Genomic DNA, 26,598 nt, shown 5'->3' with positions numbered 1-26,598 from the left:
GCCCACTGTGGATCGGGCGAGATGGCCAGCGCAATCTTCTACCAACATGGGCGCCGAGGGGGCGACGGCGATCTGCAAGCGGCAGCGGCTGTGCTCGTCTGTGTGGCGCAGCCGCCCGCTGCCGGCCCCCGGATGCGAACAAGCCCCGGACCGGCGTTGCACCGGACGCGGGGCGAAATGCATTCATCCGTGACTGTTTTATTGACCGCCCAGCGACGGCAGGAACAGCGATATCTGCGGGAACAGAATGAGGATGAAGGTCGCCAGCAGCAGCATGGCGATGAACGGCGGGGTACCGCGGATGACTTCCATATAAGGACGACGGAACACCGCGATGGCGGTGAAGATATCGCAGCCGAACGGCGGTGTGGCGGAGCCGATGGCCGCCTGCAGGGTCACGATCACGCCGACATGGACCGGATCCAGACCCGCAGACTGCACCAGCGGCTTGAAGATGGGCACCAGAATCAGGATCACCACGATCGGATCGACGAACATGCAGCCGACGAAGAAGGCCGCCGCAATCAACAACAGCGCCAGGATCTGGTTATCGCCGATGCTGTCGATGGCCGGGCCGAGAATCTGTTCGGGTACGCCGGCGGTGCCCAGCGTCTGCGAAAAGGCAGCGCCTATGGCCACCAGAATGAACACCACGGCGGTGATCATGCCGGTGGACAGGGCCAGGCTGCCCAGGTCGCGGATTGAAACCTGACGGTAGATCACGACTTCCAGCAGCAGGGCATAAGCCACGGCGATCGCCGAGGCCTCGACCGCGCTGAAATAGCCGCCGTAGATGCCGCCCACGACGAGTACCGGAAAGCCCATCGGCAGAATGGCCTTGCGCAGCGCGACGAAGCGATGGCTCCACGAGGCCTTGGGCTCGGGCTCGATGCCCTTGATCCGTGAATCGACATAGCAGTAGATCGAGAACATCAACAGAATCAGCAGGCCGGGCAGAATGCCGGCCAGAAACAGGTCGCCGATCGAGGTCTTCATGACCACGCCGTAGACGATGAAACCGATGCTGGGCGGAATCAGCAGCGCGATATCGCTGGCGTTGATGATCAGTGCGAGAGTGAACTTGTCCGAATAGCCCTTGGCCAGCAGGCGGGGGCGCATCGGGCCGCCCATGGCCACGACGGTGGCCTGGGTCGAGCCGGATACCGCGCCGAACAGCGCACAGGAGGCGGCCGTGGTGATCGGCAGACCGCCGCGCAGGTGACCGGTGAAGGCGTCGACCAGATCCAGCAGGCGGTTGGCGGTATGGCCCTTGGTGAGAATATCGGCGGCGAAGATGAACATCGGCACCGCGGCCAGCACCCAGCTGCCCACGCCGGTGATCATCCAGCTCACCGCCTGGTCGGGGCCGAAGAAAGTCATCCCGGTGAACATCATGTACAGCGTGCCCGCGGCCAGCGGCACCATCATCGGAAACCCGAGCATCAGCAGCACGAGCATCAGCAGACCCAATCCAATCAGCATTCGTTTCTCTCCGGATTCGTGACGCGCGGGCGGCGTGTATCAGACGCCATACGGTTCATCGGGCGCGTGGGTCGTGCCGGACTCGTCCAGCGGTACGTCGGAATATTCCTCTTTCTCGGTGAACGAGCGGTAGATGTCGTCGCTCATGAGATTGCGGATGGTGGTGAGCAGGTATTGCACGCCGGCCAGGGTGAAACCGATCGGCAGGGCGAGGTTGATTATCCAGATGGGCACGTGCAGCGATGAACTCACGCGTCCGCGCCCCTGCAGTTCAACGACGTATTCCGCCGACTTGAAGGCGAAATAGAACATCAAGGCCGCCGTGCCCAGGCAGATCACGATGAGCAGCGCCTTGCGCAGCCGGCCGCTGAGCTGGTCGTAGATCGCCGACATGCTGATATGGCGGGCGTTGCGGGCGGCATAGCCGACGCCGACGAACGTCATCACCACGATCAGCATCTCGGTGACCTCATAGGTGCCGGGAATGCCGCGGTCGAACAACAGGTTGCCGACGACGTGGCAACTCATGAGCAGCGCCATCACGAGCACGCTGCCGCCCACGATCACGCGCTCCAGCCAGCCCAGCCCGATATCGATGGCGTTGAGAACCGATAACACGGCGTTGCCCCGGGCGGGGGCGTCATGGGTATGCGCGTTTTCCTTCTGGGTCATGTCTTTGGCCTTGCGCGGCTGAGCGACGCTGTCGCTCGGATTTATGGCGACGGGACAGGCCGACCGCTTCGCGCTCGGCGCGACGACTGTGTTGCCGGCGTGCCTGCGTTCGAACGGTTTGATACGGCCCTGCCGATCCCCCTTATTTGACCGTACAACCTTTTTCGAACCCTCGCCAGTCAGTCGGATTGAGCCTTTAGTCGTGTAGGTCGATTGTCCGACACAGGTCGGTGGCCCCGCGGTTGCAGGCGATTTCCGTGCGTCCGGTCAGGTAGCAAGAAGAGTGCCAGGCGGTCGATGCCTGTGCTCCTGGCGGCCGCGTCAGGGGTGAGGCGGGCCGCTGGCTTGCGGCGTCATCCCGGACCGCCGCTCTGCAACCGGCGCCGCTCAGCGGCGGCGATAGGCCATATCGAAAACCGCATGGCCCTTGCGCAATCCGCGTGACTCGAAACGGGTACCCGTGCGCGGCGGTTCGCTCACGAAGCCGTCGCGATCGCCGACGTTGTCGAAGTCCGGGTGGGCATCGAGCACCTCGCGCATATGCTCGGCATAGTTCGCCCAGTCGGTGGCCAGCCGCCACAGTCCGCCCGGCTTGAGCACGCGTGCGATCTCGCTGGCGAAAGCCGGCTGCACGATACGGCGCTTGTGATGGCGCTTCTTCGGCCAGGGATCGGGGAAATACAGCAGGACGTTGTCGAGACTGGCATCACCGAATCCGCCGGCAAGCACGTCCACGGCATCGACGTTGAACAGGCGGGCGTTGCCGGCCCGGGCCGCGTCCAGCGCGCCGAGCAGGCGGCCCACACCGGCGCGATAGACTTCGATGCCGATGAAATCCTCGTCCGGTTTACTGATCGCCAGATCGGCAAGCACTTCGCCGGCGCCGAAGCCGATCTCGAGCGTGCGGGGGGCGGTACGTTCGAACACGTCGTCCCAGTCTATGGGCGCGCTCGGCCGGTCCAGGCCGTAGCGCGGCCACAGGGCGTCGAGGTTCTTCTGCTGGCCGGGGGTAAGCCGGCCCTCTCGCATCACGAAGCTGCGGATACGGCGGTCGTGCGTCGTGCTCACGCGGGTGGTGTCCGGGTCGGGGCGGTGACCATGATCGGCGCCGCTGGAATGATTCAGAATGGCAGGCCGGTCATGGGTGACGAGGCCGAGGCATAGCGACGGCGCGGCATGCGACCGGCCAGAAATGCCTGGCGGCCGGCGATCACCGCGTGGCGCATGGCCTGGGCCATGAGGATCGGCTTCTGCGCCTGGGCGATTGCGGTGTTCATGAGCACGCCGTCGCAGCCCATTTCCATCGCAATGGAGGCGTCCGAGGCGGTGCCGACGCCGGCATCGACGAGCACCGGCACGTTGGCGTTCTCGACGATCTCGATCACGTTGTAGCGATTCTGGATCCCGAGCCCCGAGCCGATCGGCCCGGCCAGCGGCATGATCGCGACACAGCCCATATCCTCGAGGCGGCGCGCCGCGATCGGGTCGTCACTGGTATAGACCATCACCTCAAAGCCGTCGTCGACGAGCTGTTTGGCCGCGATCAGCGTTTCGGCCATGTCCGGATACAGCGTCTTCTCGTCGCCCAGCACTTCCAGCTTGACCAGGTTGTGGCCGTCGAGCAGTTCGCGCGCCATCCGGCAGGTGCGTACCGCGTCTTTCGCGCTGTAGCAGCCGGCGGTGTTGGGCAGCAGGGTGTATTTATCGGCCGGCAGGATATCCAGCAGATTGCGCTTCTTGGCGGCTTCCGGATCGGTCAGCGCCGGGGTGCGGCGAATCGCCAGGGTCACGATTTCGGCCCCGGAGGCCGTGATCGCGGCATCGGCCTGGTCGAGGTCGGCGTACTTGCCGGTGCCCACCAGCAGACGGGATTGGAAACGCCGCGTGCCGATGGTCAGCGTGTCCGGCTCCGAGGTGGCCTGGCCGCCGCCGATCGCATGCACGATCTCGAGGCGGTCCTGGGGGTTGATCTGCGTGTTCTCGTGTTGCTCGCGCGGCACGATCTCGCCGTTGTGTTCGACGGCAATGCGCTGATCGGCATAACCGAGATCGGCCAGGAACTGGGCGAGCGTGAGCGGCTGTGCGCACTCTCTGGGTGCGCCGTTGACTGTAATCTGCATCATGTATGTGCGCGTTCGGTTGCTTGAGCGTCCGACCGTGTCGGTCGGGACCGTCAGGCGGGGTAGAATAACGCGGCGCACGGCTGCATGCGACTTGCGCAGGGCGGCCGTGGCGCGCGATGGTATCGACCACGCGTGGGCCGCGACGCGCGACCCGTGGCCGGTATTCGTTCACCAGCTCTTGGCGTTGCCTGCATGAAACGTTTCGGAAAAATACTGCTCGTCATCATCGGCGTGATTGTCCTGCTCGTCGCGATTGCGATGGCGGCGCTGTTGCTGTTCTTCGACCCCAACGATTACAAGAGCCAGATCAACGCCTCGATCGAGCGCCAGATCGGCCGCAAGGTGGAGATCAGCGGCGATATCGGCCTGTCGGTGTTCCCGTGGCTGGGTATCGAACTGGGGCACGTCGAGGTTGCTAATGCGCAGGGCTTCGGCGACAAGCCGATGGCGGAAATGGAGTCGGCCGAGATCAGCGTCAAGCTGTTGCCGCTGATCAGCCGCGATATCGAAGTGGGCACGGTCAGTCTCGACGGGTTGCGCCTGCGCCTGGCCCGCGACGCGAAGGGGCGCAGCAACTGGGAGGATATCTCCGAGCGCCTGTCGGCCGATCAGAACAGTGACATCGCGGACACGCAGGCCGACAGCCCGCCGCCGGCGCCGGCCGAGACCGCCGGGGGCTTCAAGCTGTCGTCGCTGCAGATCGGCGCGATCGAGATCAGGGACGCGGCCGTCGCCTGGCAGGATGCGCAGACCGGCGCCGACTATCGCGTGACCGATGTCAAGCTATCGACCGGACGTCTGTCCGACGGCGATCCGGTACGCCTGGAACTGTCCGGCGACGTGGCCGCGCCCGAAGAGAAAATCAACGCCGCGCTGAATCTGGTCACCCAGGTCGAGCCCGATATCGCCGAACAGTTCTACCGCTTTTCCGGGCTGAGCCTCAACGTGCTCGCCTCCGGTGAGGGCGTGCCGGCCCAGCGCCAGCAGGCCACGCTCTCCGGCAACGGCGAACTGGACATGGCCGAGGGTCGCCTGAAGCTGTCGGGCGTCACTCTGCAGGGGGCGGGCCTGAATATCAGCGGCAATCTCGACGGCACCGGTCTCAACGACACGCCGTCCTACAGTGGTCGTATCACGGTCAAGAATTTCGATCCGCGTGCGGTCATGCGCGAGCTGGATATCGACGCGCCGGCCACCCAGAAGAAAGCGGCCCTGTCGGCGGCGGGTTTCGACGCGCAGTTCAGTGCGAACGCCAATCGCGTGGATTTCAAGCAGATTCTGGCGACGCTCGACGACAGTTCGCTCAAGGGCTCGGCCAGCGTCGAGGACTTTGCCAAGCCGAACGTGGTTTTCGCGCTTAACCTCGACAAGCTCAACGTCGACGATTATCTGCCGCCGGGCAGCGCCGAGCAGGCTCAGACCGATACACCGGCGCAGACCGGCGGCGGTGACGCGCAGAAGGATGCCGAGATCGATCTGTCCGGGCTCAAGGATCTGCGCATGGACGGCAAGCTCGCGGTCGGCGCGCTGACCGCCGCCAACATCCATGTCACCAACGCCAATCTCACCGTCAAGGCGCGTGACGGCGTGCTCACGATCGAGCCGCTCACCGCCGAGCTCTATCAGGGCAACGTGCGGGTGACCGCGCGCGTGGATGCATCGAAGGACACCCCGCGCTACGCGCTCAAGGGCAATCTCAACGGGCTGCAGTTCCAGCCCCTGCTCGAGGACGTGGCCGATACCGACCGGGTGGCGGCGCTGGCCAACATGAATATCGACATCAGCACCGCCGGCAAGCAGGTCGCGGCGATGAAGCGTGCGCTCAACGGCAATTTCGGCTTCGACCTGCGTGACGGTGCCTTCAACGGCTTCAATCTCGCCCAGGTGATCGCGTCCGCGCGCAGCCGCCTGGCGAGTGGCGGCGATGGGGGCGGCGCCGGCAGCGGCGTGGGCGAAGACGAGAAAACACCGTTCAATCGCTTCGCTGCGTCGTTCAACGTCAAGGATGGCGTGATGGCGGGCAAGGACCTCAACCTCAAGAGCCGTGTCATTAACGCGACCGGCACCGGCAACTACGATCTGGCCGCCAACGCGCTCGACTACGTGGTCAGCGCCCAGGTGCCCGAGGATGCCTCCGGCAAACTCGAGGATCTGGCCGGCGTCGCGGTGCCGATCAAGCTGACCGGCAACCTCATGTCGCCAGCCTATTCGCTCGACGTGGCCGGCGCGCTCAAGGGCGTTGCCAGCAAGCGCCTTCAGGACGAGAAAGCCAAGCTGCAGGACAAGGTCAGCGAAAAGCTCAAGGAACGCACCAAGAAGATCGATCCTGAAGTCAGCGACAAGGTGAAGAAAGGCTTCCAGGGTCTGTTCGGGGGCAGCAAGAAAGACGACGCCAATTAACGGCCTCGCCATTTCTGCGCGCCGGCGATGGGCCAGGGCCGTCGTCGGCGCAGTGCTTGTCGCGACCGTGGGCTCGGCCCAGGCCGTGACCGTCGAGCGCATGCAGGTCACGCGTGATGACGCCCGCTACGACGTGGCCTCGGTAATGGTGCTCGACGTGCCGCTGGCGGTCGCCTTTCGCGCGGCCAGCGACTACGACCGGTTGCCCGAGTTCAATCCGAGCATCCTGTCCAGCACCCGCTTGCGCGGTCACCGGCTACGCTCGAATGTGCGTTTGTGTGTCGCGTTCTTCTGCAAGACCATTCGTCAGGTGATGCGCTATCAAGAGCATGCCCCCGAGAGCATCGACATGCAGGTGGTGACCGATGCCGGCGACCTGAAAAGCGGTCACGCCAAGTGGCGCTTCACCGCCATCGATGCACGGCGCACGCGGCTGGCGTTCGCTGCGGCGATCGAACCCGCGTTCTGGATACCGCCGCTGATCGGTCCCTACCTGATCGCACGCGAGCTGCGACGCCAGACCCAGATCACCGGGCGCTCGATCGAACGTCTGGCCGCCGACTATGCCCACGACCAGGGCCGAAATGGCGGTAATATCGACGACGACAGCGAGTCCGATGATGAATGACGCGCCGCCCGATCATATTGCCGAGGCGCTGCTGGCCTGGTTCGACGTACACGGTCGTCACGATCTGCCGTGGCAGCATCCGCGCAGTGCCTATCGGGTGTGGGTTGCCGAGATCATGCTCCAGCAGACCCAGGTCGCCACCGTCGTCGATTACTTCAACGCGTTCATGTCGCGTTTCCAGAATATCCACGCGTTGGCCGCGGCCGACAGCGATGCCGTGATGGCGCACTGGGCCGGGCTGGGCTACTACGCCCGGGCGCGCAATCTGCATGCCGCCGCCAAGGCGGTGGTCGCCGATCATGACGGCCGGATGCCGGATACCGTGGAGGCGTTGATGACGCTGCCCGGCATCGGCCGCTCGACCGCGGGTGCAATCGTCGCCCAGGCATTCGAGCGCTGGGCGCCGATTCTGGACGGCAACGCCAAGCGCGTGATTGCACGTCTGGCGGCGATCCAGGCCACGCCCGGTACTGCCGCCTATGAAAAGTCGCTGTGGCGGCTTGCAGAGCAGTACACGCCGCACGAGCGCATCACCGATTACACCCAGGCGATCATGGATCTGGGCGCAACGTTGTGCACGCGGCGCAATCCGCGCTGCGACAGCTGCCCGCTGGCATCGGCTTGTCTGGCCCGTCGGCAGGGACTGCAGGCGCGTATTCCGGCGCCGCGCAAACGCAAGGCACGACCCCAGCGCGAAACCGTGGTCATCGTGGTGAGTGACGATCGCGGCCGCGTGCTGCTGGAAAAACGCCCGCCCGCCGGTATCTGGGGCGGTCTGTGGAGCCTGCCGGAAAAGCCCGCCGGGCAGTCGGTCGAGGCCTTCTGTCGTGAATATCTCGGTATCGCCGTCGCCCCCGGGGCGCGGCTGGCCTCGGTGGCGCATGCGTTCACCCATTTCGAGCTGCTGATCCATCCACAGCAGGTGCAGCTGATCGACACTGTCCGTATCATGGAGAGCTCGCTGCAATGGTATGCGCGCGACGACTGGCCGGGCCTGCCCGCGCCGATCCGCCGCGTACTCGACACACATCAACAAGTACTCGCTCTATGAGTCACACCGTCCAATGCGTAAAGCTCAATAAAGAGGCCGAAGGCCTGCCGCGTCCGCCGTTGCCCGGCGAGCTCGGAAAACGGATCTACGAAAACGTCTCGATGCAGGCCTGGCAGCAATGGCTGGTCGAGCAGACACGTCTGATCAACGAATACGGGCTGCATCTGGCCGACCCCAAGGCGCGCGAATTCCTTACCGAACAGACCGAGGAATATTTCTTCGGCAGCGGCGAGACCGCCGAAACGCACTACGTGCCGCCGAAAAGCTAGCATCGGCGAGTGCAGGGGCGGTTGACTATGCCCGCCCGGATCGGTCTAATACGTGTTCTTCGAGATCGGCTCCACGATCTGGCCGGATAGCTCAGTTGGTAGAGCATGCGACTGAAAATCGCAGTGTCGGTGGTTCGATTCCACCTCCGGCCACCATATTTATCAGGCACTTAGCCTGTTTGCCTCCGCGCTGAAAACCTTGCAAGGTACATTGCAAGGTGCGGGGTGCACGATGGCCACCTTCACAAAGAGTCTTGCAGGCGGCTGGAAAGCCGTCGTTCGGCGCAAGGGCTATCCCACCGTTTCAAAGACGTGGCGCACCAAGCGCGATGCCCAGGATTGGGCTACTTCTGTCGAAGACGAGATGCGCCGTGGTGCTTTCATTCGTCGTCAGCCAGCCGAACGCACGACCATGTCGGATGCGCTCGACCGATACCTGGCGGAAGCCGTGCCCACCAAGCGTGAATCCACGCAGCGCGGAAATCGCAGTCAAGCGGAGCGCCTGCGCGGCTACTTTGGCGATTACGGCCTTTTGGCGGTTACACCCGAGCTCGTGGCCGGCTATCGGGATAAACGACGCTTAGAAGAGCGCAGAGCGGCTAATACTGTACGAGTAGAACTCGCACTGCTTTCCCACGTATTCGAAATGGCAATCCGAGAGTGGCGGCTTGGACTCACGCTGAACCCGGCAAGTGCTATCCGCTGGCCCGCGCCCGGTGCGGGGCGCGACAGGCGCCTTGCGGCCGATGAAGAGCAGCGTCTACTCGAAGCTTGAAGCGCCTACAGCAATCCCATGCTGGGCTGGATGGTTCGTTTGGCGCTGAACACGGGTATGCGGGCAGGTGAGATACAGCGTTTGCGCCGACGTGATGTGGATTTGACTCGCCGAACTGTCACGCTGCGAGATACAAAGAATCGAGAGACACGCGCCGTGCCCCTAGTGCCAACGGCGTTGGCAACGATGGAGCAGGCGCTTTCAAATCCGATTCGGCCGATCGATACCGACCTCGTGTTCTTCGGCGAACCGGGCCGTGACGGCAAGCGTCGTGGGTTCGAGTATAAGCCAGTGTGGCGTTTGATAAAGATCGAACTTGGGATGGACGATCTGCGGTTCCACGATCTGCGGCACGAAGCAGTGAGCCGTTTCGTCGAACTGGGATTGTCGGACCAAGAGGTTGCGGCGATCAGCGGCCACCGAAGCATGCAGATGTTGCGGCGCTACACGCACCTGCGTGCCGAAGATTTGGTTGGTAGGCTTGATGCTTTAGGGGACGCTAGCGGATTATCAGGCCGCTCGCGGAAGGTATAAGGCGAATGAATGGCACTCCATAAAGATTTTCCGCGCTCACCGTTCGAGATACCGGACAGCCGACACCGTTGGTTTCCTGCCGATGAGGCGATGCGGGAAAGCGCTTATGAAAAGCTCCTGCCGCCGCTTGTCGCCAATATTCGGGAACAAGTCAGCCAGTGGCGTGGGGATGGCTATCCGGGCGCGTCCGACACGTCCAGTGCGCTACTGCGCTGGTGGTTTGGGCAAGACCATATGCTTGAAGAGGCGGATGGCACGCTCACCCCATTTTCGTATTACTTCGCCCAGCGCGAGGCGGTCGAGACGGTCATCTGGCTGTACGAAGTCCGCCAGGCCCGCGATAAATTCGACTTGATGCGCTTCGATGCGTCCGAGGCGATCTCTACGGGTATGTTTCCCGAAAACTGGCCGCGTTATGTCTGCAAGATGGCTACGGGTGCCGGTAAGACCAAGGTGCTGTCACTGCTGATCGCCTGGAGCTATTTTCACCGGACCTATGAAACGGGCTCCGAGCTCGCACGCAACATTTTGCTGATCGCGCCCAACATTATCGTGCTGGATCGCCTGCGGGCCGACTTCGACGGGCTGAAAATATTTTTCAACGATCCTGTCCTGCCGGATAACGGCTTCGAGGGCCGTAACTGGCGCGATGATTTCCAGATGGCGTTGCACATTCAAGACGACGTGCGCATCGTCCGGCCGACCGGTAATCTCTTTCTCACCAACATCCATCGTGTCTATCTGGGCGATGTGAAAGAGGCCTCACTCGAAGACGATGACCTGACCGATTATTTCCTGGACCCTTTCGGCCCCAAGCCAACCGGCAAGACGACGGACTCCGGAACCGACCTTGGCGAAATTGTTCGCGATATCGACGAGCTCGCAGTCTTCAACGACGAAGCGCATCACGTTCACGATGAGCGCATGGCGTGGTTCAAGTCGATTCAGGATATCCACCATCGAATGCTTCAGAAGGACGGCCAGCTCGCATTGCAACTGGACGTGACCGCGACTCCCAAGCACAACAACGGCGCGATCTTCGTCCAGACCGTGTCGGACTACCCGCTGGTCGAAGCGATCCATCAGAACGTCGTCAAGCATCCGACGCTGCCGGACGCGGCCAGCGTGGGCCGGCTCAACGAACACAAGAGTGCGTTGTTTACGGAGCGCTACGCCGATTATCTACAGCTCGGCGTCGAGGAGTGGCGGGTAAGTTATGCCGAACATGAAAAGCTCGGCAAGAAAGCCGTGCTGTTCGTGATGGTAGACGACACCAAGAACTGCGATGAGGTCGGCGAATACCTGGAGAAAATTGCGCCGGAGCTCGAAGGCGGTGTGCTAGTTATTCACACCAAGAAGAACGGTGAAATATCCGAAGCCAAGTCCGGCAAGAAGCTCGAAGAGCTAGAGGCGCTGCGTGAGGCGTCCAATAATATCGATAGCTGGGCGAGCCCTTACAAAGCCATTGTTTCGGTGCTGATGCTTAAAGAAGGTTGGGATGTGCGTAACGTCACTACTGTTGTGGGCCTGCGTGCTTACAGCGCCAAGAGCAATATACTGCCGGAACAGACACTCGGCCGCGGCCTGCGTCGTATGTACTTCGGCAGCGACGAGCCGGAATACGTTTCGGTCATGGGCACTGAAGCCTTCATGGGATTTGTTGAGTCGATTCGTACCGAGGGCGTCGAGTTTGAGCGCAAGCCGATGGGCGACGCCGCACGACGCAAACCGCCGCTGGTTGTCGAGGTCGACAGCGAAAACGAGGATAAGGATATCGACGCGCTGGATATCCCTATTCCCAAGCTAACGCGTCGCTTCAACCGCGAGTTCCGGGATTTGACCGATCTTGATGTGACCGCGCTCGGCAACGAAAAACTGCCGGTCAAACCATTCTCGCTGGAGCAAACGCGCGAAATCGTCTTCAAGACCATGCTCGACGATGCCGCACACCATACCGTCAACCTCGACGGTATCGGACCGGCTGATTATCGCTCGGTCGTCGCGTTTTTCGCTCGTCAGTTGCTAAAGGAACTGCGTTTGGTTGGCGGCTACGACGTGCTCTATCCCAAGGTGCGTGACTTCATGGGGGATCAGCTGTTCGAGAACAGTCCGGTCGATCTTGAAGACCCGGTAGTGCTGCGTAATCTGTCGGAGCCCGAGGCCGCAAAAACAATATTCGACAGTCTCAAGGCAGGTATTAACGCGATCACGATCGCGGATAGTGGCACCTCCCGGATCGAAGACTACATACGACTTAAAAACACTCGACCGTTCAAGCCTTTTGATCAGCCGTTTATTCAATCAAGAAAGACAATCTTCTCGAAGATCGTCGCTGAGCCGAACGCTGGTGGTTTCGAGCTAACGTTCGCGGCTTTTCTGGATGGGGCTAGGGACGTTGTAGCGTTTACGAAAAATTATAAGGCGCTGGGATTTAAGATCGACTACGTGAAGATTGATGGCGATTTGTCTACCTATACGCCGGATTTCGTAGTGCGCACGGTAGCCGGCACCGTGTTCACCATCGAAACCAAGGGACGCGAGGAAATCGATCTGCCTCAGAAGATGACCCGACTGCGCCAGTGGTGCGCGGATGCGACGCAGGCCAGCCTTGCGAACGGCGGGCCAGAATATCGCTTTGTCTATGTCGACCAAGCCGGCTTCGAGCGCAATCCACCGAAAGATATGGAAAGTCTGGTTGCCGCCTTCCGTGAATTTCAAGCATGACCTCGTTGGAGGAGCTGCGACACTGGATCGCCGCGCCCGAGGCTGAACATCTCGAGTTCAAGTCGGCGCGCCGCAACTATCACTTCGAGAAGCTGCTCGATTATTGTGTGGCCTTGGCGAACGAGGGCGGCGGCAAAATAATCCTCGGTGTAACGGATGCCAGGCCGCGAACCGTCGTCGGCACTGAGGCGTTCGCCGAGCCAGGCCGAACTTCTGCCGGCATTCACCAGAAGCTTAGCCACCGCGTACCGATCGAAGAGCTGTCGATGGATGGCCGCCGTGTGCTGGTTGTACACGTTCCGAGCCGGCTGCCAGGCACGGCTTGGCATCACGATGGGAGATATCTACGTCGCGCTGGGGATGATCTCGTGCCGATCCCGCCGGAAGAGCTTCAGCAAATACTGTCGGAAGGCGGGCCTGATTTTTCTGCGACGGCCTCGCAGGCTTCGCTAAGCGATCTGGATACGGAGGCCGTCGACGCGTTTGGCAGTCGTTGGGCGCGTAAGTCCGGTAAGCCGGAGCTTAGAAATCAAAGCGTCGAGCAGCTACTGACCGATGCGGAGCTGATCTTCGATAGACGGATCACTATCGCCGCGCTAGTTTTGTTTGGCAGTCGAGAAGCTTTGGGACGCTATCTCGCTCAGACAGAGATTGTGTTCGAATATCGATCGTCCGACGCTTCGGGCCCAGCCCAGGACCGGCTCGATCTACGCCGAGGCTTTTTCAGCGTTTACGACGAGCTTTGGCAGAAGATCAACGTACGCAATGATCGCCAGAGTTATCAGGATGGCCTTTTCCGCTACGATATCGCGACGTTCGACGAGATAGCGGTTCGCGAGGCGTTGCTCAACGCCGTTGCGCATCGCGACTATCGGTTGGGCGGCTCGATCTTTGTGCGTCAATATCCACGTCGTCTCGAGATTGTAAGCCCAGGCGGCTTTCCGATTGGCATCACGCCCGACAACATCCTCGACCAACAGAACCCACGTAACCGCCGCATTGCGGAAGCGTTGGCCCGTTGTGGCCTGATTGAGCGTTCTGGCCAGGGGTTGAACCTGATGGTCGAGAACGCGATCCGTCAGAGTAAGCCTTTGCCAGACTTCGCTGGCTCAAGTGAGCACGAGGTGCGTCTTACGTTGCAGGGTACGGTGCAAGACCCGGCTTTCATTCGTTACCTGGAGCAAGTGGGGGCTGAGAGGCTGGCTACGTTTTCCACCTACGACTTCCTCGCTCTCGACGCGCTGCGGCGCAAACAGCCGTTGAGTGATGTCATGCGTCAGCGCGTGCCTGCACTTGTCGAGAATGGCCTCGTCGAAAAACTCGGCCGCGGCCGAGGCGTGCGTTACCTCCTCTCGCGTTCGATGTACGGCGCGATTGGGCGAAGTGGGACGTATACGCGCGAGCGTGGTTTGAGCCACGAAACCAATAAGGAATTGTTGCTTAAGCACATCCGCGATAACGATCAAGACGGCAGCGCCCTTTCGGTGCTGTGCCAGGTCTTGCCGGACTTGCCGGAAAGACAGGTGCAAAGACTTCTGAAAGAGCTTCGAAACGAAAAGAAGGTATCGCTCAAAGGGCAGCGTCGATGGGCGCGCTGGCACCTGGCGCATTCTAGAACGAGGTCTAAGGACGAGGTCTAAGAACCGCTGTTTTTAGCCGAGTTTTAGAAGTAAATAGATATCAATAATATCAATGGTTTATAAAGCCATAAGCTTTGTTTAAAAGGCTGCTGGCTGTTCAAAGAAATACTATGGCCAAACCGACGCAACCGACGAACGTGCTTTCCGAAGCTGAAAAGCGCGACCTGATCCAGCTAATCCAGGCCGACAAACCGCTACCGGAGAAGTACCGCTTCCTACTGTTCGAAGACAAGCGCGAAGTTGAGCTGGTCTGGAACGGCAAGACCGCCGACGTCTGCAACGCAGTGCTGCCGTTTCAGACACTCGAACATATCGACGAGCCGCGCGAAGAGACCCGGGTTCAGAGTGATCTATTCGACGCCCGTGGCCGACAGAAGGGCGGCTGGACCAACAAGCTCATCTGGGGCGACAACAAACTGATCCTGTCGAGCCTCAAATCGGGCGCATTACGCCGTCAGATCGAAGAAGCGGGCGGCCTCAAGCTCATCTATATTGATCCGCCATTCGACGTGGGAGCCGATTTTTCGATGGATATCGAGATCGGCGGTGAGACGTTTCATAAAGAGCCGAATCTGCTGGAGCAGATCGCGTATCGGGATACCTGGGGCAAAGGCGCCGACTCGTTTATCTCGATGCTTTACGAGCGGCTGATCTTGATGCGAGACCTCTTGGCGAAAGAAGGGAGCATCTATGTTCATTGCGACTGGAGGGTAAATTCGTTCATTCGTCTCGCCATGAATGAGGTGTTCGGGACTGAAAACTTTATCAACGAAATTACTTGGAAGCGCGCCAATACGGTAAAAGGAAATATTGGCCAAGGTAGTAAATTCATGGGAGCGAATACAGATTCGCTTCTGGCCTACAGCAAAAGCGAATCGTATATTTTCAATAATATATTTACGCCTTACTCCGACGACTATATCGAGAGTTTTTTTAAGTACAAAGACAGCGATACGGGGAGGCGCTATAGGCTGACCAGCATGATTGGTCCTGGTGGTGCGGCGAAAGGAAACCCGAGCTACGAAGTAATGGGGGTCACGCGTTATTGGCGCTATAGCAAAGGCACGATGAACGATTTGATTTCTAAGGGAATGATTGTTCAAACGGCACCGGGTACAGTGCCTCAGAAAAAGCAGTATTTAGATGAGGGCTCCGGCGTCTCAATGCAATCCTTATGGGACGACATCGGCGGACTCGGCGCTGCCTCAAGAGAAGGCACAAAATATCCTACACAGAAGCCCGAAGCCCTTTTGGATCGCATTATCAAGACAAGTAGCCAAGAAGGTGATTTGGTCGCCGACTTTTTCGTCGGGTCTGGTACTACGGCGGCATCAGCTGAAAAACTCGGCCGCAAATGGATCGCCTCCGATCTTGGCAAGTTCGGCGTTCACACTACCCGCAAGCGCCTAATTGGCGTTCAGCGCGAACTCAAGGCCGCCGACAAGCCGTTCCGCGCCTTCGAGGTCCTCAATCTCGGCCGCTATGAGCGCCAGGCCTATCTCAATGTTGGCGGCCGGCTGACTGGCGAGCAGCGCGAGGCCGCGCTCTCAGAACGCGAGCGCGAATTCCGCGAGTTAATCCTGCGTGCCTATCGCGCCGAGCCGTTCGAGAACGACGAATTTTTTGACGGCAAACAGGCCGCCCGGCTGGTCGTCATCGGTCCGATCAACCTGCCGGTGGGGCGACTATTCGTGGAGGAAGTCATTACCGAGTGCCGAAAGCGTCGCGCGACGCGTGTGGATATCCTAGCGTTCGAGTTCGAGATGGGATTGTTTCCAGCCGTACTGTCGGAGGCGCGAGAGAAGGGCATCGATCTAACGCCGAAGTACATTCCGGCCGAGGTCTTCGACAAACAGGCGATCAAGCGTAACCAAGTCGTTTTCCACGATATCTCTTTCGTGGAAGCTACGCCGCGCTACGACAAGAAGCGCAAACAGACCGTGCGTATCGAACTCACGGATTTCTCGGTTTACTACAGCCAGAACGCCGCCGAGAAAGCTATCGAGGCGATGAAGAGCAACAAAAGCGAAGTCATCTGCGATCGCGGCCAGCTCGTGAAGGTGAGCAAAGACAAGCAGGGTGTTGTTAGCCGCGAAGTGCTTACGCGCCGCTGGACCGACTGGGTCGATTACTGGGCGGTGGACTTCGATTATCAATCCCGCAAAGAAATCATCAAGGTGCCGGTCGGTAGCGGAACCAGCGGTGTGCTCTCAGGCTTCGAAGCGCCCCAGAACGAATTCGACCTCGACTTCGAAGACCGCTGGACCGGCAGCTATATCTTCGAGAACGAGTGGCAAAGCTTTCGTACCCGCAAAGATCGTGAGCTTGAACTAACGACCGCTGAACATCGCTACGAAAAGCCTGGCCGCTATACGGTTGCCGTGAAAGTAGTTGATATTTTCGGCAACGATACAATGACGTTAGTGCCGGTATCGGTTGGTTGAATTCACCAGCGATAGGACGCGCTATTGTGCTGTACGGCTACCTCCTCCAGACCCCTCTCATCTGGCGCGGGAGCGAGAGTTGCGCCGCACATTTTCAGCACAGCGCGCGCAAACCTTATGTGTTACGAGCTGTTAGAAAGTTTATTGCATTCAGTTGCTTGTAGTATTTGGGCTTTGCGCGAAGTTTCAACATAGTGGCTTGAGTTGCATTAAGTTGTGGTTTTTATTAGAGAACTGAAAATCGCAGTGTCGGTGGTTCGATTCCACCTCCGGCCACCATATTTCCCGCGTCGACCCAGGCAGCGCTCGCCGTAACCGGTGGCCGCGTCAGGGTATGGCGTTGGCGGTCTGCATCTTGACGCCGGATTAACGGGCGCGGGACTACACTCCCGGCCTTGTTTCAAGCGGCTGTCCCGCATGATCGCACTCATCCATATCAAGAAAACCGCCGGCAAGAGTCTCAAGCACATCATGCGCTGCGAGTTCGGCACGGCGCACTGCGACGTCAAGCGCTGGAATTCTTCGGACGCGTATTTCAGCGCCGCGGATCTGCGCCGTCTGCAACGGGTGCACCCGCGACTGCAGAGCCTGGCCGGGCACAGCATTCGCAGTGTCAGCGACTTGCGCTCCGCCGCGCCGGGACTGCGTTATTACACGTTCCTGCGCGACCCGATCAAGCGCTGTATCTCCGAATACCAGTATTCGGTGCGCCAGGGGCGTTGTGCCCCGGGTTCGTTCGCGTCGTGGATCGAAAAGCCGGCGTATCGCAACGTGCAGGTCAAAAGCCTGGCCGGCAGCGACGATCTGGATATGGCCATTGCCCAGGTCGACACCGAGATATCGTTCGTCGGCCTCATGGAACGCTTCGACGAATCGTTGGCGCTCATGCAGCCATTGCTCGAACTCCCCCGGTTCACGCCGTTACAGCGGCGGGTCAACGCGGCGTCGGATCATGCGATCCGTGATGCCCTGCTGGCCGACAATGAGGCGATGGATGCCGTCCGCCAGGCCAACAGACTCGACAGCGCGCTGTTCGAGCATGTGGCAGGCGTGATCTATCCGCGGCAACAGCGGCAGGCAGCGCGCGTCAGCGTGGCCGTGACCGCCGGAAAACCACGGCCTGTCGAGCGGTCGCCGCGCCAGTTCAATGCGCGGTTTTTAGCCAACGGCGTCTATCGCTATCTGGTCTACAAACCGGCGGTCTCGGCCTACCAACTCGTCAATCGAGGCTAAGCGTCGTGTGGCTTGTCCAGTAGGCGCAAGGCCAGTTCCTCGGGGGCCTGCACGCCCAGCAGGACGCTGAAATCGATGTTCGTCTCTACATAGAGCAGGCGCTGCTGGGCCGCGCGCAGGACGAACAGCCAGCGCGTGTCCGTGGTCTGGAACCAGCCCACGCGAAAGCCGGGCAGGGTGATGCCGTTGCGCCGCTTCGCGCGGGCGAGATCCGGACGTGAACCCAGGTCCACGACCTCTGCTCGGACCACCGAATCCAGCGGCACGCGCTCGTGGAATTCGCCGCCCTTGAGATGCATGGTGCCGTTGCGGATGGTGACTTCGTTGCGCGTGGCCACATAGAGGGCAAGCGCGGTCAGGCCGGCGTTGATCGACAGCAGCAGGCCGATGGCGCTCGCCGTGGCCAGAATCACCAGCCAGTTCGGCAGGGCGTGGCTGAAAGCCAGTACGACGGCGATCACGATCAGCGGCAGCGCGATCGTCAGGGCGGTCACGCCGACGAAGGCGCGCCAGGGGAAGGTGGTGATGGGATAGACCTGCATGGCTCGGGCCTTGAAGAGAATTGGATTGGATCGAGCGCCGGTGCTCGTGCTCAGTCCAGCAGCATAGCCAGCTGGCGGCGTTTCGCGCGTGCCGAACGCACGCGCCGATGCAGTTGCAGGTCGCGCTCGGTCTTGCGCTTGACGCGGGCAGTGCGCTCGTAAATGGCGATGAAGTCGAACGCCCGCTCGATGTCGGTCAGGCCCAGCCGGTTGAGGTGGGCGAACACCACGGCGCGACGTTCGCGGCACATCCAGCGGTCGCTGGCCTTGGCCAGGCCTTCACCGATAAGCGTATCGCTGTGCAGGTTCTTCACGTCGATCGCGCAGATCGTGCCGCATTCATCCCGGGACAGCAGATTGGGGCCAATCGGGTCGCCGTAATCGAAACCGGTGCGCAGTGCGTCCGGCCGCGCGTGCCGTGATTTGTACTGCAGTTCGCGGCGAAGACGGTGCCCGATCACGCGGGTCTGGCTGAGAAAGTCGAGATTGTCGAGATGTCGCTGCCAGTAGGGGGTGGCCTCGAATGTCTGCAGGCGTGAATCGCGGTTGGCAATCTGCCCGAAGCAGCGCGCGATCTGCGGCATCATCGTATCGTCGACGCGATGACAGGGCTGGCCCTGGACATAGTCGACCCAGATGATATTGCCCTCGCGCCGGCGCCAGCTGGGCAGATGCGGCGTATCGCCGTAGCGTTCCAGGTTGGCGCTCACGCGTTCGGCCTGACGCTCGGACTTGAAGGTGATCTTCTTGTAGGTCGCCTGGCCGTTCTCGACCACGACCTCCACGTCATAGTGCTGCCGCGACCAGAGCCCGAGCGTTCGCAGCACGCTACGCTTGAGGCGTTTGCCGGTGCCGTAGATCGGCCGCCGGTACGCGTTGACAGAGCGGTTCATGACATTTTCGTGAATGCGGACGTGCGCGGGACGCTAGCAACAAATCCGTGCCTCGATGTTAGCGTTTCATCAAGTCGTCATATATCCATGACTGCCCGTGGTCTTCTGAGGGCGCCTCGGCAATAGGGGTTCCGAGAGACACAGGCGTCAGCTCTTCGCTTTCGTCGTCCGCGTGTTTTCATGCCGTGCGAACGAAAGCCATTTGATTGGCGTCGGGACGCACGACTGGCAGACTTGTAATTATTGTTTGTTGTGAGCCTCGTGGGGCATGAGCGAGCTTGTTTCGACCCGCTGTCATGGCGCGGACATCGCCGAATACGTGGATGCCCTGGCGACGCTGCGAATCCGTGTTTTTCGTGATTTTCCGTATCTCTACGACGGCGATATCGCATACGAGCGCGATTATCTGGCGACCTATGTGAACGCGCCGCGCTCGCTGGCATATCTGGTCCACGATGGCGATCGGCTGGTCGGCGCCACTACCGCCTTGCCGCTGGCCGACGAAGAGGCGGCGTTTCGTCAGCCGCTGGCCGATGCCGGATTCGACGTGGCGCGCCTGTTCTATTTCGGCGAGTCGCTGCTGCTGGCCGACTACCGAGGCCGCGGCCTGGGACACGCGTTCTTCGACGAACGCGAAGCCTGGGTCCGTCGCGCGGGCGATTTCGAGCACGCCTGTTTCTGTGCCGTGCAGCGGGCGCCGGATCATGCGCTGCGTCCGCGCGGCTATCGGCCACTGGACGATTTCTGGCGCAGGCGCGGTTATCGGCGTCATGACGATATCAGCGCGGTGTATCGCTGGCGGGATATCGACCGGACCGTCGAGACCGACAAGCGGCTGCTGTTCTGGTCGCGCTCGCTGCAGCAATAGTTCTGCGGTGTGGCAAAGCGCTCGCCGCGCGCCTGGCGCGACAGTGGTCCAATAATTGCGTTAGGGTGAGGCAGAGGTTGAACGGGGTGTCGAGGGGACGCTATTGAGTACAAAACTGTCGGTGGAGCACGTCTACAAGGTATTCGGTGCGAATCCGAGACGCGCGCTCGAACGCGTCGAGCGCGGCGAGGGCAAGGACGAGATATTCGCCGCAACGGGCATGACGGTCGGTGTCTCGGACGCCAGCTTCGAAGTCCGTGAGGGCGAGATATTCGTGGTCATGGGCTTGTCCGGTTCGGGCAAGTCCACGCTCGTGCGTATGCTCAATCGCCTGATCGATCCGAGCGCCGGGGCGATCTATATCGACGGTAAGGACATCACCAAGATGACCCGCCGCCAGCTCATCGATCTGCGCCGGCACGAGATCAGCATGGTGTTCCAGTCGTTCGCGCTGATGCCGCACCAGACCGTGCTCGAGAACACGGCGTTCGGCCTCACCGTGGCCGGTGTCGATTCGGACGAGGGCCGGGAGAAGGCGCTGGCCGCGCTCGACGCGGTCGGTCTCAAGGCCAATGCGCAGAGTTATCCCGATGAACTGTCGGGCGGCATGAAGCAGCGCGTGGGCCTGGCCCGCGCACTGGCGGTCAATCCCGGCATTCTGTTGATGGATGAGGCATTTTCGGCGCTGGACCCGCTCATTCGCACGGAAATGCAGGACGAGTTGCTGCGCCTGCAGTCGGAGCAGGCGCGCACGGTGGTGTTCATTACCCACGATCTGGACGAAGCCATGCGGGTGGGCGATCGCATCGCGATCATGCAGGCCGGCGAAGTGGTGCAGGTGGGTACGCCGGAGCAGATCGTGCGCTCACCCGCCAATGACTATGTGCGCTCTTTCTTCCGCGGCGTGGATGTCAGTCATGTATTCACTGCCGCCGATGTGGCGCGCCGCGATCAGGTCACCGTGATCGAGCGCGCGGGCGTGAGTATCCGCGCGGCCCTGGCCCGGCTCGAAGAACACGACCAGCCGGCGGCCGTGGTGCACGACCGTGCCCGGCTGTATCAGGGTGTGGTCACCGTCGATTCGCTGCTCGCCTGTCTCAAGACGCTGGGCCGCAAGGACGAGGGCCATATCGAGGATGCCTTTGTCGCCAACGTGCGCCCCGTCGCAGGCGACACCCCGCTGACCGAACTCATGACCCAGGTCGCCGAAAGTGACTGGCCGGTGCCGGTGGTGGACGCCCAAGGCCGCTACGCCGGGGCCATATCGCGGGCCACGTTGCTGCACACTCTCAACCGCACCGAACAGGGAGCCGCATGATGGCCATGCAACCGGGCGGCATCTCCATGGGGGCCGCATTTCAGGATTATTTCGTGCTCGATCTGCACATCGGCGAAGGCTTCACGGCGATCGTGAATTTCATGCAGGCGCATTTCGACCTGTTCTTCGTCGCCATCTCGAACACGATCAGTTTTGTCGCCGACAACCTCACCGCGTTCTTCAACTACCTGCCGCCGGAACTGGTCTTCGGCGTGCTCGCGATCCTCGCGCTGTGGCGCGTGGGCTGGAAATTCGCGCTGTTCGTGCTGGTCGGGTTGTATGTGGTCATCGGCATGGATCTGTGGTCCGAGTCCATGGACACGCTGGGGCTGGTGATTGCGGCCACCCTGGCCGCACTGGGTATCGGCCTGCCGATTGGCGTGCTCATGGCCAAGAGCGAGATCGTGTCCACGATCGTGCGGCCGGTGCTGGATTTCATGCAGACGCTGCCGGCCTTCGTCTATCTGATTCCGGCGGTGATCTTCTTCGGCACCGGGCGCGTGCCCGGCACGATCGCCACGGTGATCTTTTCCATGCCGCCGGCCGTGCGGCTGATGAATCTGGGCATTCGCCAGGTCCCGCGCGAGAACGTGGAGGCCGGGCGTGCTTTCGGCTGCAACCAGATGCAGCTGCTGTTCAAGGTGGAACTGCCCCTGGCCATGCCCACCATCATGGCGGGCGTGAACCAGACCATCATGCTGGCGCTGTCGATGGTGGTGATCGCATCGATGATCGGCGCCGGCGGCCTCGGCGATCCGGTGCTCGCCGGTATTCAGCAGCTGCGCCTGGGGGTCGGTTTCGAAGGCGGGCTGGGGGTGGTCATTCTGGCCATCATTCTCGATCGCCTCACCCAGAGTTTCGCCAGTCCCGATCGTACCCGCGCCGGCCCGATGACCCGGATCAAACAGTTTTTCTCGCGCGGCGACGCGCAGTAAGCCAAGTCCTGACGGGTCGCGACGCGGCTCTGTCGAGGCACGAAGACATTTTCGCAGGGAGGACCAAACCATGAAGAATACATTCACACGCTGGGCCGGCACGGCCGCACTGGCCGTCGGGGTCACGCTCGGCAGCATGGGCTGTGCCCAGGCCGCAGACGACACCATCGAGTTCGGCTGGACCGCCTGGTCCGACGCCGAGTTCGTCACCAAACTCGCCAAGACGCTGATCGAGGATCATACCGACTACAAGGTGAAGCTGACCCTGTCCGCCATCGGCGTGCAGTACCAGGGCGTGGCCAACGGCGATCTGGACGGCATGCTCATGGCCTGGTTGCCGGATACCCACGCCGACTACTGGGAGCGCGTCAAGGATGACGTCGTCGACCTGGGCACGCTCTATGACGGCGCGCGTCTGGGCTGGGCCGTGCCGGACTATATTCCCGAGGACGAACTGTCCTCGATCGAGGACCTGAAAAAGCCGGCCGTGGTGGAAATGCTGGGCGGCAAGATTCAGGGCATCGATCCGGGCGCCGGCTTGATGCAGCTGTCCGAAAAGGCGATGGACACCTACGATCTCAACGACGACTACCGGCTGGTATCGGCCAGTGGTGCGGCGATGACCGCAGCGCTGGCACGCGCCGAAAAGCGTCATGAGCCGATCGTGGTGACCGGCTGGACGCCGCACTGGATGTTCGGGCGCTGGAACCTGCGTTTCCTGGATGATCCGGACGGCACGCTCGGCGAAGCGCAGCATGTCGATGTGGTCGTTCGCAAGGGATTCGAAGACGACTATCCGGACGTCGCGAAATTCCTGAGCAACATGCACATCCCGCTCGAGGGGCTGCAGGCGTCGATGGACGAGGCTCAGAAGACGAGCTACGACGACGCGATCAAGAACTGGATCGATGCGCACCCGGATACGATCAAGGAGTGGTTCGGCGAAAGCTGATCCGCGATTTGGTGGACAGAACGAGGCCCGGCACTGCCGGGCCTTTTTCATGGGCGCGGCCCGGCTTGGTTGCATCATGAACTGATAATCTGTGCGCCATTGCACTTCGCGCCACAGGATACGTAATGGCCGCTTCGCCTCGATCCGCGACGATGTTCTTCGCGGTCGCGCTGACTTTTGTCGTCACGATGATGGGCACGACGCTGCCCACGCCGCTCTATCCGATCTATCAGCAGAACCTGGGTTTTTCGCAGCTGATCATCACCGTGATCTTCGCCGCCTACGCGGTCGGCGTGATCGGTGCGCTGGTGGTCGCCGGCAGCTGGTCGGATCAGATCGGGCGGCGGCCCATGCTTGCCGCGGGGCTGGTGTTCTCGGCGGCGAGCGCGGTGGTGTTTCTCTGGGGCGGCGGACTCGGGCCGCTGTTGCTGGGGCGCGTGCTCTCGGGGATTTCCGCCGGGATATTCACCGGCACGGCGACCGTGGCGGTAGTGGAGCTGGCTCCGGCTGCCTGGGCCGGTAGCGCCACGCTCATCGCCACCGCGGCCAATATGGGAGGTCTCGGCCTGGGGCCGCTGGTGGCCGGGGCGCTTTCGCAGTATCTGCCCTGGCCGGTGCATCTGTGTTTCATTCTCGATCTGGTGCTGATCGGTGTCGCCGCCGTTGCCGTGGCCTGCGCGCCGGAAACGGCCGCAAGGCCGGCGCGTCCGCGTCTGCGAATGCAGCCGTTGAGCGTGCCGGCAGAGGTGCGACCCGTGTTCGTACCGGCCGCGATCGCCGGTTTCGCGGGGTTTGCGGTGCTGGGTCTGTTCACGGCGATTGCGCCGGCGTTCATGGGCAAGATTCTGCAGCTTTCCAACCACGCGCTGACCGGCGCGGTCGTGTTCCTGCTATTCGTGGCTTCGACCGTCGGCCAGATCGGCCAGTCGAAGCTCTCCGAACGGCTGCGCCTGCCGCTGGGCTGTGTCGCGCTGATTGGTGGCATCGCACTGGTTGCAGCGGCCATCGGCATGGCGTCGTTGATGCTGTTGCTGCTGGGCGCGATCGTATCCGGCATCGGCCAGGGCGTGGCGTTTCGAGCCGGCATGGGCGCGGTCACCGCGGCGAGTCCACCCGAGCGCCGTGGTGAAGTCGCATCGACGTTCTTCGTGGTGCTCTACGTGGCGATCTCGATACCCGTGGTGGGCGTGGGCCTGGCCGCGGATACGCTGGGATTGCGCGTGGCGGGCATCAGCTTCTCTATCGCTGTCGCGATACTCGCGACGGTCGCGCTGATCAGTTTGCTGCTGCGGCGCCGGCCGGACTGACGTCTGTTTCGATCGGTGCCTGCGCCTCGCGCTGCTGCAGTCGCCACATCGCCGCATAGCGACCGTCGGCGGCGAGCAGCTGTGCGTGCTGGCCGCGTTCGACCACATGGCCCTCGTCCATTACCAGAATCTCGTCGGCGTCGACCACGGTGGACAGCCGATGCGCGATCACCAGCGTGGTGTGGTCGGCGGCCAGTTCCGACAGGGCGGCGCTAATCGCCTGTTCGGCGTGGCTGTCCAGCGATGAGGTGGCCTCGTCGAAGATCAGGATGGCGGGGTTCTTGAGAATGGCCCGGGCGATGGCGATGCGCTGTTTCTCGCCGCCGGAGAGTTTCAGGCCGCGCTCGCCGACGATCGTATCCAGGCCATGCGGCAGCTGCGCGAGCATGCCGTCGAGATGGGCCAGCCGCGCTGCGCGGGCAATCGCCTCCGGTTGTGCGCCCGGGGCACCGTAGGCGATGTTGTATTCGATGCTGTCGTTGAACAGCACCGTATCCTGCGGCACCACGCCGATCGCATCGCGCAGGCTGGCCAGTTGCAGATCGCGCAGGTCGACGCCGTCGATGCTGATATGTCCGGCATTCACATCATAGAAGCGGAACAGCAGCCGGGCGAGGGTGGATTTGCCGGCGCCCGAATGACCCACGACCGCGAGCTTCCGTCCCGGGGCGATGGTGAAGCTGACATCAGTCAGGATACGTCGCTCCGGCTGATAGCCGAAGCTGACGTGGTCGAAACGGATCTGCGGTCGCCGGCCCGCCAGTGCGCTGGCGTCGGGCGCGTCGTCGATGGCTGCCTCGATATCCATGAGGCGAAACATGCGGGCGGTATCGGCCAGCGATTTCTTGAGTTCGCGGTAGACGAAGCCAAGGAAATTCAGCGGGATGAACAGCTGCAGCATATAGGCGTTCACCAGCACCAGATCGCCGATGGTCATTGCCCCGGAGACCACGCGTGCGCTCGCCAGCATCATCATGGCGGTGATCGCGATCGCGATCACCAGCGCCTGGATCGTGTTGAGCAGGCCCAGCGAGCGGCGCGAGCGGCGCAACGCGGTTTCCCAGCCGCGCAGCTCGCGGTCGTAGCGCTCCGACTCGTAGCGTTCGTTGCCGAAGTACTTGACCGTCTCGTAGTTGAGCAGACTGTCCACCGCGCGGGTATTGGCCTGGGCATCGAGGCGGTTGGATTCGCGCACATGCCGGGTGCGCCATTCGGTCAAGGTGGCGGTGGCCGCGACATAGACCACCACGCTCACCAGTACGATGACCGCGAACCACACGCTGTAGTAGAACATCAGGATGCCGGCAACCAGCGCGATTTCCAGAAACGTCGGAATGATGTTGAACAGCATGAAACGCAGCATGAAACTGATGCCGCCGATACCGCGCTCGATATCCCGCGACAGCCCGCCGGTGCGCCGCGACAGGTGAAAGTCGAGATCGAGTGCGTGCAGATGGTCGAACACGTTGAGTGCAATCCGGCGCATGGCGCGCTCGGTGACCCGGCCGAACACGAGATCGCGCAGCTGACCGAACAGCACCGACGCCAGCCGCAATACACCGTAGGCGAGTAACAGCGCGACCGGCAGATAGACGGTGGCGGTCTCGTTGGCATCGAGCGTGTCGACGATATGCTTGAGCACCACCGGCAGCAGCACGGTGGCACCCTTGGCGGCGATCAGCAGGGCCAGCGAGATCCCCACCCGCAGGCGGTGTTCCCACAGATACGGCCACAGCGTGGCCAGATGTCGCCACTCATCGCGCGTTACGTCTTTTTCAGCGGACGTGCGGCTCATGTGATCGCGCCCG

20 protein-coding genes, 1 tRNA gene and 1 pseudogene are annotated in these 26,598 nt (G+C 61.7%); 15 read left to right on the top strand and 7 right to left on the bottom strand.

Going from position 1 to position 26,598, the window contains the following annotated elements:
- Positions 1–198: 198 nt before the first annotated feature.
- From ACFOSU_RS18795 to thiS, 4 genes are all read right to left on the bottom strand, one after another.
- Entirely contained in the window at positions 199–1,482 is a 1,284-nt protein-coding gene (locus tag ACFOSU_RS18795) for a TRAP transporter large permease (RefSeq protein ID WP_380691476.1), read from the bottom strand.
- A 39-nt stretch (positions 1,483–1,521) separates the two neighbouring features.
- Complete coding sequence (locus ACFOSU_RS18790; protein ID WP_380691475.1) at positions 1,522–2,154, bottom strand: TRAP transporter small permease; 633 nt, start codon at positions 2,152–2,154, stop codon at positions 1,522–1,524.
- Between the two features lie 387 nt (positions 2,155–2,541).
- Positions 2,542–3,183 carry a tRNA (guanosine(46)-N7)-methyltransferase TrmB gene (gene trmB, locus ACFOSU_RS18785; RefSeq protein WP_380691607.1) on the bottom strand — a complete coding sequence of 214 codons (642 nt, stop codon included), beginning with the start codon at positions 3,181–3,183 and terminating at the stop codon, positions 2,542–2,544.
- A 92-nt stretch (positions 3,184–3,275) separates the two neighbouring features.
- The gene (thiS, locus tag ACFOSU_RS18780) at positions 3,276–4,274 is read right to left on the bottom strand and encodes a sulfur carrier protein ThiS (RefSeq protein WP_380691606.1); all 999 of its coding nucleotides are present in this window, start codon (positions 4,272–4,274) and stop codon (positions 3,276–3,278) included.
- A gap of 195 nt (positions 4,275–4,469) precedes the next feature.
- On the opposite strand from thiS, the gene ACFOSU_RS18775 reads away from it, so the two are divergent.
- The 10 genes and pseudogenes from ACFOSU_RS18775 to ACFOSU_RS18730 all read left to right on the top strand — a co-directional run bounded on the left by ACFOSU_RS18775 (position 4,470) and on the right by ACFOSU_RS18730 (position 17,975).
- On the top strand, positions 4,470–6,677 hold the full coding sequence (locus ACFOSU_RS18775) for an AsmA family protein (protein WP_380691474.1): 2,208 nt from the start codon (positions 4,470–4,472) through the stop codon (positions 6,675–6,677).
- 52 nt (positions 6,678–6,729) lie between these two features.
- Positions 6,730–7,305 carry an SRPBCC family protein gene (locus ACFOSU_RS18770; protein ID WP_380691473.1) on the top strand — a complete coding sequence of 192 codons (576 nt, stop codon included), beginning with the start codon at positions 6,730–6,732 and terminating at the stop codon, positions 7,303–7,305.
- Positions 7,298–8,356: an A/G-specific adenine glycosylase gene (mutY, locus tag ACFOSU_RS18765; protein WP_380691472.1), complete on the top strand. Its 1,059-nt coding sequence runs from the start codon at positions 7,298–7,300 to the stop codon at positions 8,354–8,356. The genes ACFOSU_RS18770 and mutY overlap by 8 nt, the downstream gene beginning before the upstream one ends.
- Positions 8,353–8,625 carry an oxidative damage protection protein gene (locus tag ACFOSU_RS18760; protein WP_380691471.1) on the top strand — a complete coding sequence of 91 codons (273 nt, stop codon included), beginning with the start codon at positions 8,353–8,355 and terminating at the stop codon, positions 8,623–8,625. Before mutY ends, ACFOSU_RS18760 begins: the two co-directional genes overlap by 4 nt.
- An 80-nt stretch (positions 8,626–8,705) precedes the next feature.
- Positions 8,706–8,781 (top strand) — tRNA-Phe (locus ACFOSU_RS18755).
- A 76-nt stretch (positions 8,782–8,857) separates the two neighbouring features.
- Positions 8,858–9,934: pseudogene (locus ACFOSU_RS18750) on the top strand (tyrosine-type recombinase/integrase).
- 9 nt (positions 9,935–9,943) lie between these two features.
- Positions 9,944–12,658, top strand: a complete 2,715-nt coding sequence (locus ACFOSU_RS18745) for a DEAD/DEAH box helicase family protein (protein WP_380691470.1) — start codon at positions 9,944–9,946, stop codon at positions 12,656–12,658.
- Positions 12,655–14,298, top strand: a complete 1,644-nt coding sequence (locus ACFOSU_RS18740; RefSeq protein WP_380691469.1) for an ATP-binding protein — start codon at positions 12,655–12,657, stop codon at positions 14,296–14,298. Before ACFOSU_RS18745 ends, ACFOSU_RS18740 begins: the two co-directional genes overlap by 4 nt.
- Positions 14,299–14,408: 110 nt before the next feature.
- Positions 14,409–16,742 (top strand): DNA methyltransferase, encoded by a 2,334-nt coding sequence (locus ACFOSU_RS18735; RefSeq protein WP_380691468.1) that lies wholly within the window; start codon positions 14,409–14,411, stop codon positions 16,740–16,742.
- A gap of 417 nt (positions 16,743–17,159) precedes the next feature.
- Positions 17,160–17,975, top strand: coding sequence for a sulfotransferase family 2 domain-containing protein (locus tag ACFOSU_RS18730; RefSeq protein WP_380691467.1), 816 nt, complete (start codon positions 17,160–17,162; stop codon positions 17,973–17,975).
- Here the strand turns inward: ACFOSU_RS18730 and ACFOSU_RS18725 are convergent.
- Positions 17,972–18,517 carry a hypothetical protein gene (locus tag ACFOSU_RS18725; RefSeq protein ID WP_380691466.1) on the bottom strand — a complete coding sequence of 182 codons (546 nt, stop codon included), beginning with the start codon at positions 18,515–18,517 and terminating at the stop codon, positions 17,972–17,974. The genes ACFOSU_RS18730 and ACFOSU_RS18725 overlap by 4 nt on opposite strands.
- A 50-nt stretch (positions 18,518–18,567) precedes the next feature.
- Positions 18,568–19,410: a hypothetical protein gene (locus tag ACFOSU_RS18720; protein WP_380691465.1), complete on the bottom strand. Its 843-nt coding sequence runs from the start codon at positions 19,408–19,410 to the stop codon at positions 18,568–18,570.
- A 268-nt stretch (positions 19,411–19,678) separates the two neighbouring features.
- Between ACFOSU_RS18720 and ACFOSU_RS18715 the strand changes: the two genes are divergently transcribed.
- From ACFOSU_RS18715 to ACFOSU_RS18695, 5 genes are all read left to right on the top strand, one after another.
- On the top strand, positions 19,679–20,278 hold the full coding sequence (locus ACFOSU_RS18715) for a GNAT family N-acetyltransferase (protein WP_380691464.1): 600 nt from the start codon (positions 19,679–19,681) through the stop codon (positions 20,276–20,278).
- 103 nt (positions 20,279–20,381) lie between these two features.
- Positions 20,382–21,596, top strand: coding sequence for a glycine betaine/L-proline ABC transporter ATP-binding protein ProV (gene proV, locus ACFOSU_RS18710; protein WP_380691463.1), 1,215 nt, complete (start codon positions 20,382–20,384; stop codon positions 21,594–21,596).
- Positions 21,597–21,622: 26 nt separating this feature from the next.
- Positions 21,623–22,531, top strand: coding sequence for an ABC transporter permease (locus ACFOSU_RS18705; protein ID WP_380691605.1), 909 nt, complete (start codon positions 21,623–21,625; stop codon positions 22,529–22,531).
- A 70-nt stretch (positions 22,532–22,601) separates the two neighbouring features.
- Positions 22,602–23,483, top strand: coding sequence for a glycine betaine ABC transporter substrate-binding protein (locus tag ACFOSU_RS18700; RefSeq protein WP_380691462.1), 882 nt, complete (start codon positions 22,602–22,604; stop codon positions 23,481–23,483).
- A gap of 125 nt (positions 23,484–23,608) precedes the next feature.
- A complete protein-coding gene (locus ACFOSU_RS18695; RefSeq protein WP_380691461.1) occupies positions 23,609–24,790 on the top strand; it encodes an MFS transporter in 1,182 nt (393 codons plus the stop codon).
- Here ACFOSU_RS18695 and ACFOSU_RS18690 read toward each other — a convergent pair.
- Positions 24,759–26,585, bottom strand: a complete 1,827-nt coding sequence (locus ACFOSU_RS18690; protein ID WP_380691460.1) for an ABCB family ABC transporter ATP-binding protein/permease — start codon at positions 26,583–26,585, stop codon at positions 24,759–24,761. The two genes, ACFOSU_RS18695 and ACFOSU_RS18690, sit on opposite strands and share 32 nt — an antisense overlap.
- Positions 26,586–26,598 lie beyond the last annotated feature (13 nt).

This window comes from Salinisphaera aquimarina, from assembly GCF_042643355.1.
Lineage (GTDB): Bacteria > Pseudomonadota > Gammaproteobacteria > Nevskiales > Salinisphaeraceae > Salinisphaera > Salinisphaera aquimarina.
The sequence above is the reverse complement of the archived record's forward strand: the minus strand, read 5'-3'. Positions and strand labels throughout refer to the sequence as shown.

Excerpts from the sequence above, each read along its gene's own strand:
- ACFOSU_RS18690 (WP_380691460.1), bottom strand. The coding sequence starts at position 26,585 with ATGAGCCGCACGTCCGCTGAAAAAGACGTAACGCGCGATGAGTGGCGA.
- ACFOSU_RS18725 (WP_380691466.1), bottom strand. The coding sequence starts at position 18,517 with ATGCAGGTCTATCCCATCACCACCTTCCCCTGGCGCGCCTTCGTCGGC.
- ACFOSU_RS18720 (WP_380691465.1), bottom strand. The coding sequence starts at position 19,410 with ATGAACCGCTCTGTCAACGCGTACCGGCGGCCGATCTACGGCACCGGC.
- mutY (WP_380691472.1), top strand. The coding sequence starts at position 7,298 with ATGAATGACGCGCCGCCCGATCATATTGCCGAGGCGCTGCTGGCCTGG.
- ACFOSU_RS18740 (WP_380691469.1), top strand. The coding sequence starts at position 12,655 with ATGACCTCGTTGGAGGAGCTGCGACACTGGATCGCCGCGCCCGAGGCT.
- ACFOSU_RS18715 (WP_380691464.1), top strand. The coding sequence starts at position 19,679 with ATGAGCGAGCTTGTTTCGACCCGCTGTCATGGCGCGGACATCGCCGAA.
- ACFOSU_RS18700 (WP_380691462.1), top strand. The coding sequence starts at position 22,602 with ATGAAGAATACATTCACACGCTGGGCCGGCACGGCCGCACTGGCCGTC.
- ACFOSU_RS18730 (WP_380691467.1), top strand. The coding sequence starts at position 17,160 with ATGATCGCACTCATCCATATCAAGAAAACCGCCGGCAAGAGTCTCAAG.
- ACFOSU_RS18735 (WP_380691468.1), top strand. The coding sequence starts at position 14,409 with ATGGCCAAACCGACGCAACCGACGAACGTGCTTTCCGAAGCTGAAAAG.
- trmB (WP_380691607.1), bottom strand. The coding sequence starts at position 3,183 with ATGCGAGAGGGCCGGCTTACCCCCGGCCAGCAGAAGAACCTCGACGCC.
- ACFOSU_RS18745 (WP_380691470.1), top strand. The coding sequence starts at position 9,944 with ATGGCACTCCATAAAGATTTTCCGCGCTCACCGTTCGAGATACCGGAC.
- thiS (WP_380691606.1), bottom strand. The coding sequence starts at position 4,274 with ATGCAGATTACAGTCAACGGCGCACCCAGAGAGTGCGCACAGCCGCTC.
- ACFOSU_RS18790 (WP_380691475.1), bottom strand. The coding sequence starts at position 2,154 with ATGACCCAGAAGGAAAACGCGCATACCCATGACGCCCCCGCCCGGGGC.
- ACFOSU_RS18760 (WP_380691471.1), top strand. The coding sequence starts at position 8,353 with ATGAGTCACACCGTCCAATGCGTAAAGCTCAATAAAGAGGCCGAAGGC.
- ACFOSU_RS18695 (WP_380691461.1), top strand. The coding sequence starts at position 23,609 with ATGGCCGCTTCGCCTCGATCCGCGACGATGTTCTTCGCGGTCGCGCTG.
- ACFOSU_RS18795 (WP_380691476.1), bottom strand. The coding sequence starts at position 1,482 with ATGCTGATTGGATTGGGTCTGCTGATGCTCGTGCTGCTGATGCTCGGG.
- ACFOSU_RS18705 (WP_380691605.1), top strand. The coding sequence starts at position 21,623 with ATGGGGGCCGCATTTCAGGATTATTTCGTGCTCGATCTGCACATCGGC.
- ACFOSU_RS18775 (WP_380691474.1), top strand. The coding sequence starts at position 4,470 with ATGAAACGTTTCGGAAAAATACTGCTCGTCATCATCGGCGTGATTGTC.